Here is a 12,408-nt window from a genome sequence, read left to right on the forward strand (position 1 = left end):
CGATCTATCCACCCACGCGTCGCTGTTCGGTCGCTGTGGCCGTGCATCGGATTCCCGGCCACAGCGCCGGCCCTTGGTCCACTCACAGCCGGTCCACCTACAACCGGTCCATCAACAACAGGCATCCCATGAGCGGCTACTGCAGCATCGCCCCAGGCCATCCGGTCCACGGCCATTACCACGATCACGAGTACGGCTTTCCGCAACGCGAGGAGTCCGAGCTGTTCGAGCGCCTGGTGCTGGAGATCAATCAGGCCGGGCTGAGCTGGGAAACCATCCTGCGCAAGCGCGGCAACTTCCAGCGCGCCTACGGCGGCTTCGACGTGGACACGGTGGCGGCCTATGGCGAGAGCGACATCGCACGGCTGCTCGGCGATGCCGGCATCATCCGCAACCGCTTGAAGGTGCTGGCGGCCATCCACAATGCGCAGGTCATCCAGCAGCTGCGCGCCACGCACGGCAGCTTCGCGCAATGGCTGGACGCGCAGCACCCGCTCGACAAAGCCGCCTGGGTCAAGCTGTTCAAGAAGACCTTCCGCTTCACCGGCGGCGAGATCACTGGCGAATTCCTGATGAGCCTGGGCTACCTGCCCGGCGCGCACCATCCCGAGTGCCCGGTATTTGCGGACATTCAGGCACTGTCGCCGCCCTGGATGCGCAGCGCGTGAGCGACACCCTGCGTGCCGCGTGCGAGGCGCCAGCACTCCGTGCGGCGGCCACACCGCATCACACCTCTCGCCTGCGCTGCTCGCTGAGCATTGGCGGGTTGCTGATTGCCTTCGCCGCGGCGGTGCCGCAGGCAGACGCGCACAAGGTGCCTGGGCTTTCGCTGACGCAGGTGCTGGACCAGTTGCGCCGTGACATTGCCGCCGTGCCGGCCAGCGACCCCACGCCCATCGACACCGTGATGAAACGCTACGCCGATACCAGCGGGCAAAGCTTCGACATTGCGAGCCCGGATCCGGCGGAAGACCCATCCGAGGCGGTGTCACCCACGCAGCCGGCCGGCGTCACCGATGCCGAGTGGCACGCGCTGCAAGCCTACCGCGCGCGCACCACCAGCGAAGCAGACGATCTCTCCGAGAACCGCGGCCACCACTACACCCTGATCGACCTGGACGAGGACGGCCAACGCGATCTGCTGGATGACGCCTATGTGGGCGGCACCGGTCTATTTACCCAAATCACAGTGCTGCGGGTCATGACGATGGCTTCCGCGCAGCCGCCCCCACGCCCACAGGTACAGCCAGACAGTGATTGCGCACCAGGCAGGTACCGGGGCGCGCTCCATGCCTACTCCGCGCACCGGCCGCGCCCGCCTTGCAGCGGCGCGCTCGTTTCGACAATGCCGTCCCGCTTATCCACTCGCACGCACGCGGCGCACTAGATGACGCGGCCTTGCCGCAGCATCCACGATCACTGCACACCCGTCGCGGCATGGTCGGCACATGAGCATCCGCATCGGCATTTCAGGCTGGCGTTATGCACGCTGGCGCGGCACGTTCTACCCGACTGGCCTGGCCCAGCGGCGCGAGTTGGCCTACGCCGGGCGCTGTTTTCCCAGTGTGGAAATCAATGGCTCGTTCTATTCGCTGCAGCGGCCGGAGAGCTACCAGAGCTGGCATGACGAGACGCCGGACGACTTCGTCTTCGCGGTCAAAGGACCGCGGTTTGTCACGCATATGAAGCGGCTGCGCGATTGCGAACAGGCGCTGGCCAACTTCTTTGCATCCGGCGTACTGCGGCTGGGGCCAAAGCTAGGGCCGATCCTGTGGCAATTGCCGCCAAGCCTGCGCTTTGACGCAGCGGTGCTGGATGCATTTCTCTCCAACCTGCCGCACGACACGGAGGCGGCACTCACCCTGGCGCGCAAACGCGACACCACCTTGATGCATGGGCGCACGGCCTTGAGCGTCGATCGCAAGCGCCCGCTACGGCATGCGCTGGAAATGCGCCATTCCAGCTTCTGCGACCCGTCCTGCATGAAGCTGCTGCGCAAGCACAAGGTGGGCGTGGTGGTGGCCGACACTGCAGGCAAGTTTCCGTACCTGGAGGATGTCACTGCCGACTTTGTCTACCTGCGGCTGCATGGCGACGCGCAGCTGTATGCCAGCGGCTACAGCGACCACGCTCTGGACCGCTGGGGCGAGCGGATCGCGGCCTGGGCAGCAGGCGGTGAGCCCTCCGATGCGCAGCGTGTCGGGCCGCGTGCCAGCAAGCGCGCGCGGCGCGACGTGTACTGCTATTTCGACAACGACATGAAGGTGCACGCACCGTTCGATGCGCGCGGCCTGATGCAGCGACTGGACCTGCCCACAGACTGCCCGGCGCGCGAGGAGGTCGTGTAATTCCGCTGCGCGCTCACACGCCCATGTAGCGGTGCGGCCGGTGGTTGAACATCAGCACCAGGCTCAGCATCAGCGCGCCAATGGCCGAATACAGTACCTTGTCCGGCGTCAGCACGAAGAACGCGACTAGCATGAGTATCGCATCGAAACTCATCTGCACCTTGCCCGCACTCCAGCCACGCTCGCGCTGCAGATACACCGCCAGGATGCCGATGCCGCCGAGGCTGCCGCGGTGGCGAATGAAGAACAGAATGCCCAGGCCCGCCAGCGCGCCGCCGACGATCGCCGAAAAAAGCGTGCTGATGTGGGCGTAATCGGCCCAGCGCGGCAGCAGGTCGGTGAGCGCACCGCAGGCGCCGACCGCGGCAAAGGTCTTCAAGGTGAATTCCCAGCCCATGCGGCGCACGCTCAGCCAATAGAACGGCAGGTTGACCAGCACGAACACCAGGCCGAAATTCCAGTGCAGCGCGTAATGCAGCAGGAACGCCACGCCGGCCATGCCGCCGATCATCAGCCCGCCCTTGGCGAAGATCGCCAGGCCCAGCGAGGCCACCAGTGTGGCCAGCACCATGCCCTGCACGTCCTCGGCCACCGAGTGGTGAAATGCGTGGTCGTCGGCGGCGGTGCCGGCCGAATCCGGTGGCGGCGTCAACGGACCGGACGTCATCACTGTGCCGTCGTCGGGCAACGGCTCTTGCTCCGGACGGAGATCGGAATCGGGAAGGCTCACGGGCTGGGCACTGCGGTGGGGTGCGGATATTAGACACTATCGGCGCACCTGGTTACATCTGAAACATCACACCGTCCGCGCCGTCCGCTGCGCCCGTGTCGCTGCGGCGCCATCCGCCGCTGGCATCGCGCACCGGACAGCTGCAGTCAGCAACACGCCGCGCCCGGCGCAGGCCATCCTGCTTCCGCACATGCCCCGGCCATCGGCCACGGCAGCACGCCTGCAATCGCTCAACGAACCTCGGCGATCTCCACGCCATCCAGGCCCTGGGCCAGGGTCTTGGCGTCGCCGCCCTGCGAGAGCTTGATGCGCAGGCGCACCTCGTTCTGCGAGTCGGCGTAGCGCAGCGCGTCTTCGTAGCTGATTTCGCCGGCCTGGTACAGCTCGAACAGGCTCTGATCGAAGGTGCGCATGCCCAGGTTGGTGGACTCCTTCATGATCTCCTTGAGCTTGTGGATCTCGCCGTCGCGGATGTAGTCCTGCACCAGCGGCGTGCCCAGCATGATCTCCATCGCCACACGCCGGCCGCGACCATCCGGGGTCGGAATCAGCTGCTGCGCGACCACGCCCTTGAGATTGAGCGACAGATCCATCAGCAGCTGGTTGCGCCGGTCTTCCGGGAAGAAGTTGATGATGCGGTCCATCGCCTGGTTGGCGTTGTTGGCGTGCAGGGTGCACAGCACCAGGTGGCCGGTTTCGGCAAAGGCCACGGCGTGATCCATGCCCTCGCGGGTGCGCACCTCGCCGATCATGATCACGTCCGGCGCCTGGCGCAGGGTGTTTTTCAGCGCGTTCTCCCAGCTGTCGGTATCGATGCCGACTTCGCGCTGGGTGATGATGCAGCCCTCGTGCTTGTGCACGAATTCGATCGGGTCTTCGATGGTGATGATGTGCCCGGTGGAATTCTGGTTGCGGTAACCGATCATCGCCGCCAGCGAGGTCGATTTACCGGTACCGGTGGCGCCGACGAAGATGATGATCCCGCGCTTGGTCATCGCCAGCGTCTTGATCACCGGCGGCAGGCTCAACTCCTCCACCGTGGGGATGCGCGTTTCGATCCGGCGCAGCACCATGCCGACCTGGTTGCGCTGGTAGAAGCAGCTCACGCGAAAGCGCCCGACCCCGGACACGCCGATGGCGAAATTGCACTCGTGGGTCTTTTCGAATTCTTCGCGCTGCGACGGCGTCATCACGTTCAGCACCAGGTCGCGGCTCTGTTGCGCGGTCAGCGGCGTCTGGGTGATCGGACTGATCTTGCCGTGCACCTTGATCGCCGGCGGCATCCCCGAGGTGATGAACAGATCCGACGCCTTCTGGTGCGCCATCAGCTTGAGGAAGGAGGTGAAGTCGATGGTGCTCATGGCGTGCTCCTTCGGAGCCGGGAATGGGAAATCGAGAATCGGGAATCGGGAAAGCCAGCAACCGGGAGCCGGGACCGGTCAGGAAACCTGCTGTTGCGATTCCCCATTCCCGACTCCCTATTCCCGAATCACTCGAAGATCCGCTTGTCCTTGGCGTATTCGCGTGCCTGGTTGCGCGTGATCAGGCTGCGCTTGACCAGGTCCTGCAGATGCTGGTCCAGCGTCTGCATGCCGTATTGCTGGCCGGTCTGGATCGAGGAGTACATCTGCGCCACCTTGTCCTCGCGGATCAGGTTACGGATGGCCGGGGTGCCGACCATGATTTCCCAGGCGGCGGTGCGCCCGCCGCCCACTTTCTTGAGCAACGCCTGCGAAATCACCGCACGCAGCGATTCGGACAGCATCGAGCGCACCATCGGCTTTTCGCCGGCCGGGAACACGTCGATGATGCGGTCGATGGTCTTGGCCGCCGAGCTGGTGTGCAGGGTGCCGAACACCAGGTGGCCGGTTTCGGCGGCGGTCAACGCCAGGCGGATGGTTTCCAGGTCGCGCAATTCGCCGACCAGGATGATGTCCGGGTCTTCGCGCAGCGCCGAGCGCAGCGCCTCGTTGAAGCCGTGCGTGTCGCGGTGCACTTCGCGCTGGTTGATCAGGCACTTCTGCGAGGTATGCACGAATTCGATCGGATCCTCGACGGTGAGGATGTGGCCGTATTCGTTCTTGTTGATGTAGTCGATCATGCCGGCGAGCGTGGTCGACTTGCCCGAACCGGTCGGACCGGTGACCAGGATCAGGCCCTGCGGCTGGTCGATCAGCTGGCGGAAGATCGGCGGGCAGCCCAGGTCCTCCAACGTCAGCACTTCGGACGGAATGGTACGGAACACCGCACCGGCGCCGCGGTTCTGGTTGAAGGCATTGACGCGGAAGCGCGCCAGCGACGTGATCTCGAACGAGAAGTCGACCTCGAGGAATTCCTCGTAATCGCGACGCTGCTTGTCCGACATGATGTCGTAGACCAGCGCATGTACCTGCTTGTGGTCCAGAGCCGGAATATTGATGCGACGGACATCGCCATCGACACGGATCATCGGCGGCAAGCCAGCCGACAGATGCAGGTCCGATGCCTTGTTCTTGACAGAAAACGCCAATAGTTCAGCGATATCCATGCGCTGCTTTTCCCCTAGGCTGCGATTGGAAGTTACTCCCCAAGCGGCAGTATAGCGTTCTGGCTGCCGGCGGGAAGCGGCGCGCGGCCGGTTCAGGCCGGCACCATCGGGCGGGCCTGAAGGCGTTGGTTTGGGGCTGCGGTGCGGGCACGCTCCTTGCCTGGTCCGGCTCGGGCATCGACCGCCGGCTCGCCACGCCTGCGGCCGGTCCCGGCACCGCCGCGCGCCGGTGCAGCGTCCTTGGCCGGCCCGATTCGGCAAGCCGGCTGGAAGGACGCTGCCGGGGGCGGCACTATAGCGTTCCTTTCCCGCCTGGATTGCCACGTGCCGGCTTCGTCGCTGCAGCAGATTCTCGATGCCATCCACGCCGCCGCGGCTCGGCACGCGCGCGCCGATGTGCGCCTGCTGGCAGTGTCCAAGACCCGGCCGGCGGATGCGGTTGCCGCGCTGGCGGCGCAGGGCCAGCGGGCGTTCGGCGAAAACTATGTGCAGGAAGCGCAAACCAAGATCGCCCGGCTGCAGACGCTGGGACTGGAGTGGCACCTGATCGGCCACCTGCAATCCAACAAGGCCGAACTGGCCAGCCAGTGGTTCGACTGGGTGCAGACCGTGGACCGCGCCAAGCTGATCGCACCGCTGGCCAGGCACCGCCCGGCCGATCGCGCACCGTTGAATGTGCTGATCCAGGTCAATATCGACGACGAGGACAGCAAGCACGGCTGCGCGCCGGAGGCGGTCGACGGCCTGGCCGCGGCCATCGCGCTGCAACCGCAGCTGCAATTGCGCGGCCTGATGGCGATCCCCGCGCCGTTTCCCGAGCAGGCGCGCCGCATGGCGGCGTTTACCCGCATGCAGAACCTGTTCGAAGACCTCAAGCGCCGTTACCCGCAGGTGGATACCTTGTCGATGGGCATGAGTTCAGATTTTGCCGAAGCGATCGCAGCTGGCGCGACCATGGTGCGGGTGGGAACTGCCTTGTTCGGCGAACGCGCTTCATCGGCTGCCGCAGCGTCCTGAGCATTCCTTCCGGTCAGCCGCGCGCAGCGTCGCTGCGCCCTCTTATCCTGCTCCCTCTTATTTAAGGTATCGCAATGACTCTGCCCTCCGCCCCCGCGCCCTCGCCTGCTGCCGCTGCGCTCACCGCATTCGTCGGTGGCGGCAACATGGCGCGCAGCCTGATTGCCGGGCTGATCCGGCAAGGCGTCCCCGCTGCCAGCATCCGCGTCGCCGAGCCGGTGGCCGAACTGCGCGATGCGCTGGCGCGCGATTTCGGCGTGCATGCCGTGGAGCAGGCACGCAGCGCGGTGGAGGGCGCAGCCGTCTGGGTGCTGGCGGTCAAGCCGCAGGTGCTGCCGGCGGTATGCGCGCAGCTGGCCGATCTTGCGCAGGCGCAACAGCCGTTGCTGCTGTCCATCGCCGCCGGCATCACCGCGCCGCAGCTGGAGCGCTGGTCCGGCGGCAACCTTGCGGTGGTGCGCGCGATGCCCAATACGCCCGCGCTGCTCGGTGCCGGCGTCACCGGGCTGTATGCCAATTCCCGCGTGTCCGACGAGCAACGCGCGCAGGCAACCGGCTTGCTGGAGAGCGCCGGTGTCACCGTCTGGATCGACGACGAAGCGCAGATGGACGCGGTGACCGCGGTCTCCGGCAGCGGTCCGGCCTATGTGTTCCTGCTGGCCGAAGCGATGGAAGCCGCCGCGCGTGCGCAAGGCCTACCAGCCGAGACCGCACGCACACTGGTGCTGCAGACCCTGCTCGGTGCCTCGCGCATGCTGACCGAATCGGGCGAAGCACCGGAGCTGCTCCGCCGCCGGGTGACCTCGCCCAACGGCACCACGCAGGCGGCAATCGAGACATTTCAGGCTGGCCAGTTCGAAGCGCTCACCGCCCAGGCGATTGCCGCAGCGACCGAACGCGGCCGCAGCTTGTCGGCGGCCAATGATTAGTCGACCGGTGACGGGACATCATCCAAACCAGGAATGTCTCGCAGCGGCCGGCCGTGCCGCGCGCGGGAGTGCCACGGCGACTGTGCGGTGGAACCGTCACGACACGTCGCGCATCGGCGCCTGCCAGGTGCAGGAAAAAACCCGGCGCACGTGACTGGCGCACATGGCAGCAACAGCGCGAACGCAGCGGGTCGACGGATCGAACAAAGCCTCGGGTACGCGTACCAACAGCCGGCAACGCCAGACGTCTCCTGCAAGGCGTCGCCACGCAGCAACGCTGATCGCGGCAGCGAACGCCACCGCCGGCAGCACACCGTGAGCAACGCTCGGCACCGAACACGCTGCAAAAAAGCACACATGCCTTCGCGCAAAGGACCTGCTGCTGTGCGTCAGACACCGCATCGCCATGCGCATTGCAGCCGCTTCGACAGCGCTTTGGCGGGGGTTTTCCGCCAGCGGTGAACGAATCCCCGTCAAAAGACGCTTTTTTTCGGTTGTTTCATCGTTTGCCTATTGGCGGCGCGCAGCAGTTGCCCTACATTTCGCGTTGCCGACCGGGTCGGCAGACCCAACACCACCAACGATCACGGAACACATAACTCATGGCAAAAACCGCCGCTAAGAAGGCTGCCCCCAAGAAGGCAGTGAAAAAGGTCGCCGCGACCAAGACCGCAAAGCCGGCCAAGGCCGCTGCTGCCAAGTCCGCTGCGCCGAAGCCGATCAAGGAAGCGCTGAGCAAGACCGGCCTGGTCGCGCACATTGCCGAATCCACCCAGCTGGCTCCGAAGGACGTCCGCGCCGTTCTGGCGTCGCTGGAATCGGCCGCCCATTCGTCGCTGAACAAGAAGGGCGCCGGCTCGTTCACCCTGCCGGGCATGCTGAAGCTGACCAGCGTCCACGTGCCGGCCAAGCCGAAGCGCAAGGGCATCAACCCGTTCACCAAGGAAGAGCAGACCTTTGCAGCGCGGCCGGCCAGCTTCAAGGTCAAGGCGCGCCTGTTGAAGAAGTTGAAGGACGCCGCGCTCTAATCGAGCATGCCTCCGGTGCCACGAAGGCGGCCTGCGGGCCGTCTTTTTTTTGCGCACGTGACCGCCCGCCTCACTACCCACATGCCGCTCATCGGCACTTGCCTACCCTGCACGCTGATTCGCAACGCAGCAGGTGCATGTGACCGATCCATCGTCTCCCCGCCCATCCACACCGATGCCGTCGGCAGCCCGCAGCCCTGCACGTCGCCTGCGCCACCTGCTGGTGTCGATTGCGCTGCTGTGCGTCCTGGGTGTGGCGGCGCGCTGGGCATGGCAATTGCCGATTGCCGAACAACTGCGCACCAGCTGGGAGTTGTCGCGCATGCCGCCACCGGCGCAGTTATCGGTACCGGTCGAAGGGGTGCAGGCGCGCCGCATCGCCGATACCTTCGGCGCACCGCGCGGTCGCGACCGACGCCATGCCGGCGTGGATATCTTCGCGCCGCGCGGCACGCCGGTGCTGTCCGCAACGCGCGGGGTGGTCAGTGCCATCCGCGATCAAGGCCTGGGCGGCAAACAGGTCTGGGTGCTCGGGCCGGCGATGGAACGCCATTACTATGCGCACCTGGACGATTGGGCCGCCGGCCTGGCCGTTGGCGATGTCGTCGAGCCCGGCACGCGGCTCGGCATGGTCGGCACCACCGGCAACGCGCGCGGCACGCCGCCGCATCTGCACTATGGTGTCTATGGGCGCAACGGTGCGTACGATCCGCTGCCGCTGCTGCGCAAACCCGTGCCACAGCCGGCACAGTGAGCATGCTGGAACACTGCGTCATGGCCCGCGCTATCGAGGCCGTTGCTGGCTGCGCCTATGGTGGAGTCAGCCCAAGGAACGACGCCCTTTCCATGTCCCGAAAACGCTATCGCATTACGGTCACGCCCATCGAGAGCGATGGCCGCCCCTGCAGCGATCGCTGCACCATCGAATTCGAACAGCGCTCACGTGCCGACTGGATGCGGCTGCTCGAGGAGCTGCACCTGCGACGCGATTTGAGCAGCGACGAATGTGCCGCACTGACCGTCGGTTCGCAGTTGCTGGAAGACCTGGCCGCCCGCCCGCGCGCGCAGCCAAGCGATGCGCTGGAGGCCTTGCGGCCAAAACTGCAGTTGCTGCTGGAGCGCCTGCAGCGCGTGCAGCCGGCTCCCGGCAGCTGAGACCGACGCCGCGGTGATCGCTACACTGCGCGCATCGGGGACGGGAGATGCGCCATGCGTGGGTTGGGGATCGTCATGTTTGCAGCGGCCATCGCCGGTTGCAGTTGTCATCGCAGCGCTGACGAAGAAACCGCCGCGGCAGCGTCCTCGCAAGTCATGGCGGCAACCAAGACGCCAGGGGTCGCCACCGAGGGCGATGCGCCCGCACGACCCGCAACCGATGCCAACCTTGACGATGCCGCCACGCGCGCCAGCTTCGCCAAAGCAAGCGCAACCGTGCAGCGGTATCTGGGCGCCTTGCCCGGCGCGGCACGTGGCGATGCCGATGCACTGTGGAGGGGTGGTCGCCCTGCGCCGGTACCGGACGATGCGGCGCTGCGCAGCATTACCAACATCCAGTCGATGCGCATCGACAACGACCCGCCCATCGCACTGGACCACGCGCAGCCCCCGCGCATGATCGAAGTGCCGGTGCGACTGATCGTGCGCACCGACACCGGCACCCAACGCCTGGTTGGCGCCTACCGGCTGCAGCCGCGCAGCGGCAGCGACGACTGGGAGATCTATTCGGCCACCCTGCACCCGGTATTGCGCTAACCCACGGTTCACCGGCACCGACTAAGGTGATCTCACCTGTTGCCGGAGTCACCCGATGAAACTGCGTTCGCTTGCCGGATCCCTGCTTGCCCTGGCTCTGGCGCTACCGACGACCGGCGCGTGGGCGACGCCGCAGATCCAGGGGCACCAGATCAGCGTGCAGGGCAGCGACCTGCAGCAGTTCCTGGGTGGCCGCTTCCCGCAGACGCATGATGCGCTGGGCGGCCTGGTCGAGATGACGGTCAGCAATCCGGCGCTGTCGCTGCCGCCGGGCGACCGGCTCAAGATGGCATTCGATCTGGCGCTGGCCACCGCCGGCGGCGCGCCCGCACCGGTCGGCAATGTGACCTTGACCAGCGCACTGCGCTACGACACCGCCAAGCAGGGCTTTTACCTGGATCAGCCCACCATCGATGACTTCCGCCCGGCCAACGCCGGCGCACGACTCGACCAAAGCACCCGCCAGCTGCTCAATGCCTGGCTGGCCGATTACGCGCGCAAGGAGCCGATCTATCGCATCGACCCGGCCATCGCGGCGGTGATGGGCAATGTGCAGGTGGAGTCGGTCGGCATCCAGAACGGCCGCGTCGCGGTCAATTTCAACCAGAACATCGAGCAACTGGTGCCGGCAGCCGCACTGTCCGGGAAATAGGCCCTCGCACCGGTCGCGACGCAGCATGGACGTACGCCGTCATGCCGTTGCGCCAACTCACGCGAACCATTATTTGAACAAGACAAAGGCCCGGCGCCACCACGCCGGGCCTTTGCTTTCATGCCGTCACCATTGCAACGACGCGATCAGGACGCCAGGGCCTTGGCCACCGCGGCGGTGAAGGCCGGGATATCGTCCGGCTTGCGGCTGGTGATCAGCGCCCCGTCGACAACGACCTCTGCATCCTGCCAGCGTGCGCCGGCATTGCGCAGGTCGGTCTTGACCGACGACCACGAGGTGACGTCGCGATCGCGCACCAGATCGCTTTCCACCAGCAGCCACGGGCCGTGGCAGATCGCGGCAACCGGCTTGTCTGCACTGGCAAACGCCTGGATGAATGCGATCGCCTTGGCGTCGCCGCGCAAGGTATCGGGGTTGAGCACACCGCCCGGCAGCACCAGCGCATCGTAGGTGTCGACCTTGGCCTGGTCCAGCCGCTGGTCCACCGACACCGAATCGCCCCAGTCGGTCTTGTCCCAGGCGCGAATCTGCGCGGCGTCACCGGGCGCGATCACATCGACCTTGGCACCCCAGGATTCCAGCAGGCGTTTGGGCTCAGTCAGTTCGGACTGTTCGAAGCCGTCGGTGGCCAGCACGGCGATGGTCTTGCCGGAGAGCGAATAAGACATGGGGGACTCCTTGCTGAAAAGAAGCCCGCACGCTAGTCGTGCAGCTGTTGCACGTGGGTGAACCGATGTGTGCGCCGCGTCAGTGCGGGCAGCCGCACGCGCGTGCTCAGCGCTTGGGCTGAAGCATCGTGCCGGTGCAGTTCTTGGACCCGCAGCGGCATGCCCAGATCTTCTTCAGACGCGGCGTATGCCGCTCGGCCAGCGTGATGCCGTAATTGTAGGTGAGCTCTTCGCCGGCCTTGATCGCGCGTTTGGCCTCGATGAAGATCTTGTCCTTGCTACGGTCGTCGCCTTCGGCCTCTTCGATCACCGCTTCGCAATTGGGATTGCAGCTGTGGTTGATCCAGCGCGCGACATTGCCCTCGTAGTTGGCATCCAGCACGTAGTCGTCGCTGAGCGTGAACAGGAAGGTATGCCCGCTTTCGACATCGCCGGTGTCATCGGCATCCACTTCCGCGTGCGTGCGCAAACGCCCCTTGTACTGGATGATGCGCTCGCCTTTGCGGAGCGCGGCGAGGGCGAACATGCCATTGCCGTGGATACGTGACTTGCGGGCGGCAACTTTGCGCGACATGAAGGGGTCCAGTGATGGGGCCGCTCATTGTGACTGCAGTGCGACGATGCGCCAAGCACAAGCGCACCATCGCTCGCAACGGCGCACGCTTGCCGGCGGCTGAACGGGGCGGTTGGCCCTGCCCGGCCGGAAAGAGTACAATTTCGGTCCGCTTTAAGGTTA

Annotated in this window: 15 protein-coding genes; 10 read left to right on the forward strand and 5 right to left on the reverse strand. The window is 65.7% G+C overall.

All coding sequences use genetic code 11. The features are described 5' to 3' along the window. Positions 1–128 precede the first annotated feature (128 nt). The 3 genes from H7A86_RS14115 to H7A86_RS14125 all read left to right on the forward strand — a co-directional run bounded on the left by H7A86_RS14115 (position 129) and on the right by H7A86_RS14125 (position 2,348). Positions 129–668 carry a DNA-3-methyladenine glycosylase I gene (locus tag H7A86_RS14115; RefSeq protein ID WP_119127834.1) on the forward strand — a complete coding sequence of 180 codons (540 nt, stop codon included), beginning with the start codon at positions 129–131 and terminating at the stop codon, positions 666–668. Further along, positions 665–1,387 (forward strand): hypothetical protein, encoded by a 723-nt coding sequence (locus H7A86_RS14120; RefSeq protein WP_232099104.1) that lies wholly within the window; start codon positions 665–667, stop codon positions 1,385–1,387. The genes H7A86_RS14115 and H7A86_RS14120 overlap by 4 nt, the downstream gene beginning before the upstream one ends. A gap of 61 nt (positions 1,388–1,448) precedes the next feature. Next, positions 1,449–2,348, forward strand: a complete 900-nt coding sequence (locus H7A86_RS14125) for a DUF72 domain-containing protein (protein ID WP_119131210.1) — start codon at positions 1,449–1,451, stop codon at positions 2,346–2,348. Between the two features lie 13 nt (positions 2,349–2,361). Here H7A86_RS14125 and H7A86_RS14130 read toward each other — a convergent pair whose 3' ends face one another. The 3 genes from H7A86_RS14130 to H7A86_RS14140 all read right to left on the reverse strand — a co-directional run bounded on the left by H7A86_RS14130 (position 2,362) and on the right by H7A86_RS14140 (position 5,605). Beyond that, complete coding sequence (locus H7A86_RS14130; RefSeq protein ID WP_164739766.1) at positions 2,362–3,036, reverse strand: YitT family protein; 675 nt, start codon at positions 3,034–3,036, stop codon at positions 2,362–2,364. A gap of 272 nt (positions 3,037–3,308) precedes the next feature. After that, the gene (locus H7A86_RS14135) at positions 3,309–4,439 is read right to left on the reverse strand and encodes a PilT/PilU family type 4a pilus ATPase (protein WP_016902355.1); all 1,131 of its coding nucleotides are present in this window, start codon (positions 4,437–4,439) and stop codon (positions 3,309–3,311) included. Between the two features lie 128 nt (positions 4,440–4,567). Beyond that, positions 4,568–5,605 (reverse strand): type IV pilus twitching motility protein PilT, encoded by a 1,038-nt coding sequence (locus tag H7A86_RS14140; RefSeq protein WP_104583089.1) that lies wholly within the window; start codon positions 5,603–5,605, stop codon positions 4,568–4,570. A 324-nt stretch (positions 5,606–5,929) separates the two neighbouring features. Here H7A86_RS14140 and H7A86_RS14145 point away from each other — a divergent pair, with 324 nt between their 5' ends. The 7 genes from H7A86_RS14145 (at position 5,930) to H7A86_RS14175 (ending at position 10,983) form a co-directional block, all read left to right on the forward strand. Continuing rightward, a complete protein-coding gene (locus H7A86_RS14145; RefSeq protein ID WP_119131209.1) occupies positions 5,930–6,622 on the forward strand; it encodes a YggS family pyridoxal phosphate-dependent enzyme in 693 nt (230 codons plus the stop codon). A 74-nt stretch (positions 6,623–6,696) separates the two neighbouring features. Then, positions 6,697–7,551, forward strand: a complete 855-nt coding sequence (gene proC / locus H7A86_RS14150) for a pyrroline-5-carboxylate reductase (RefSeq protein WP_104583087.1) — start codon at positions 6,697–6,699, stop codon at positions 7,549–7,551. A gap of 602 nt (positions 7,552–8,153) precedes the next feature. Then, complete coding sequence (locus tag H7A86_RS14155) at positions 8,154–8,579, forward strand: HU family DNA-binding protein (protein ID WP_119131208.1); 426 nt, start codon at positions 8,154–8,156, stop codon at positions 8,577–8,579. 175 nt (positions 8,580–8,754) lie between these two features. After that, a complete protein-coding gene (locus H7A86_RS14160; protein ID WP_119131207.1) occupies positions 8,755–9,333 on the forward strand; it encodes a M23 family metallopeptidase in 579 nt (192 codons plus the stop codon). Positions 9,334–9,425: 92 nt separating this feature from the next. Continuing rightward, a complete protein-coding gene (locus H7A86_RS14165) occupies positions 9,426–9,734 on the forward strand; it encodes a DUF3861 family protein (protein ID WP_104583084.1) in 309 nt (102 codons plus the stop codon). A gap of 54 nt (positions 9,735–9,788) precedes the next feature. After that, on the forward strand, positions 9,789–10,331 hold the full coding sequence (locus H7A86_RS14170; RefSeq protein ID WP_321186571.1) for a hypothetical protein: 543 nt from the start codon (positions 9,789–9,791) through the stop codon (positions 10,329–10,331). Positions 10,332–10,386: 55 nt separating this feature from the next. After that, positions 10,387–10,983, forward strand: a complete 597-nt coding sequence (locus H7A86_RS14175; protein ID WP_104583083.1) for a YceB family lipoprotein — start codon at positions 10,387–10,389, stop codon at positions 10,981–10,983. Positions 10,984–11,129: 146 nt separating this feature from the next. Here the strand turns inward: H7A86_RS14175 and H7A86_RS14180 are convergent, their stop codons facing one another. Then, positions 11,130–11,672 carry a type 1 glutamine amidotransferase domain-containing protein gene (locus tag H7A86_RS14180; protein WP_119131206.1) on the reverse strand — a complete coding sequence of 181 codons (543 nt, stop codon included), beginning with the start codon at positions 11,670–11,672 and terminating at the stop codon, positions 11,130–11,132. A gap of 106 nt (positions 11,673–11,778) precedes the next feature. Next, positions 11,779–12,246 (reverse strand): SET domain-containing protein, encoded by a 468-nt coding sequence (locus H7A86_RS14185; protein ID WP_016902346.1) that lies wholly within the window; start codon positions 12,244–12,246, stop codon positions 11,779–11,781. Positions 12,247–12,408 lie beyond the last annotated feature (162 nt).

The sequence above is a fragment of the Xanthomonas euroxanthea genome, from assembly GCF_903989455.1.
GTDB classification, from domain to species: Bacteria; Pseudomonadota; Gammaproteobacteria; order Xanthomonadales; family Xanthomonadaceae; genus Xanthomonas; species Xanthomonas euroxanthea.

Bases quoted from the DNA above. Each gene is read 5' to 3' on its own strand.
- H7A86_RS14115 (WP_119127834.1), top strand. From the start codon at position 129: ATGAGCGGCTACTGCAGCATCGCCCCAGGCCATCCGGTCCACGGCCAT.
- H7A86_RS14125 (WP_119131210.1), top strand. From the start codon at position 1,449: ATGAGCATCCGCATCGGCATTTCAGGCTGGCGTTATGCACGCTGGCGC.
- H7A86_RS14135 (WP_016902355.1), bottom strand. From the start codon at position 4,439: ATGAGCACCATCGACTTCACCTCCTTCCTCAAGCTGATGGCGCACCAG.
- H7A86_RS14140 (WP_104583089.1), bottom strand. From the start codon at position 5,605: ATGGATATCGCTGAACTATTGGCGTTTTCTGTCAAGAACAAGGCATCG.
- proC (WP_104583087.1), top strand. From the start codon at position 6,697: ATGACTCTGCCCTCCGCCCCCGCGCCCTCGCCTGCTGCCGCTGCGCTC.
- H7A86_RS14155 (WP_119131208.1), top strand. From the start codon at position 8,154: ATGGCAAAAACCGCCGCTAAGAAGGCTGCCCCCAAGAAGGCAGTGAAA.
- H7A86_RS14160 (WP_119131207.1), top strand. From the start codon at position 8,755: ATGCCGTCGGCAGCCCGCAGCCCTGCACGTCGCCTGCGCCACCTGCTG.
- H7A86_RS14165 (WP_104583084.1), top strand. From the start codon at position 9,426: ATGTCCCGAAAACGCTATCGCATTACGGTCACGCCCATCGAGAGCGAT.
- H7A86_RS14170 (WP_321186571.1), top strand. From the start codon at position 9,789: ATGCGTGGGTTGGGGATCGTCATGTTTGCAGCGGCCATCGCCGGTTGC.
- H7A86_RS14175 (WP_104583083.1), top strand. From the start codon at position 10,387: ATGAAACTGCGTTCGCTTGCCGGATCCCTGCTTGCCCTGGCTCTGGCG.
- H7A86_RS14180 (WP_119131206.1), bottom strand. From the start codon at position 11,672: ATGTCTTATTCGCTCTCCGGCAAGACCATCGCCGTGCTGGCCACCGAC.
- H7A86_RS14185 (WP_016902346.1), bottom strand. From the start codon at position 12,246: ATGTCGCGCAAAGTTGCCGCCCGCAAGTCACGTATCCACGGCAATGGC.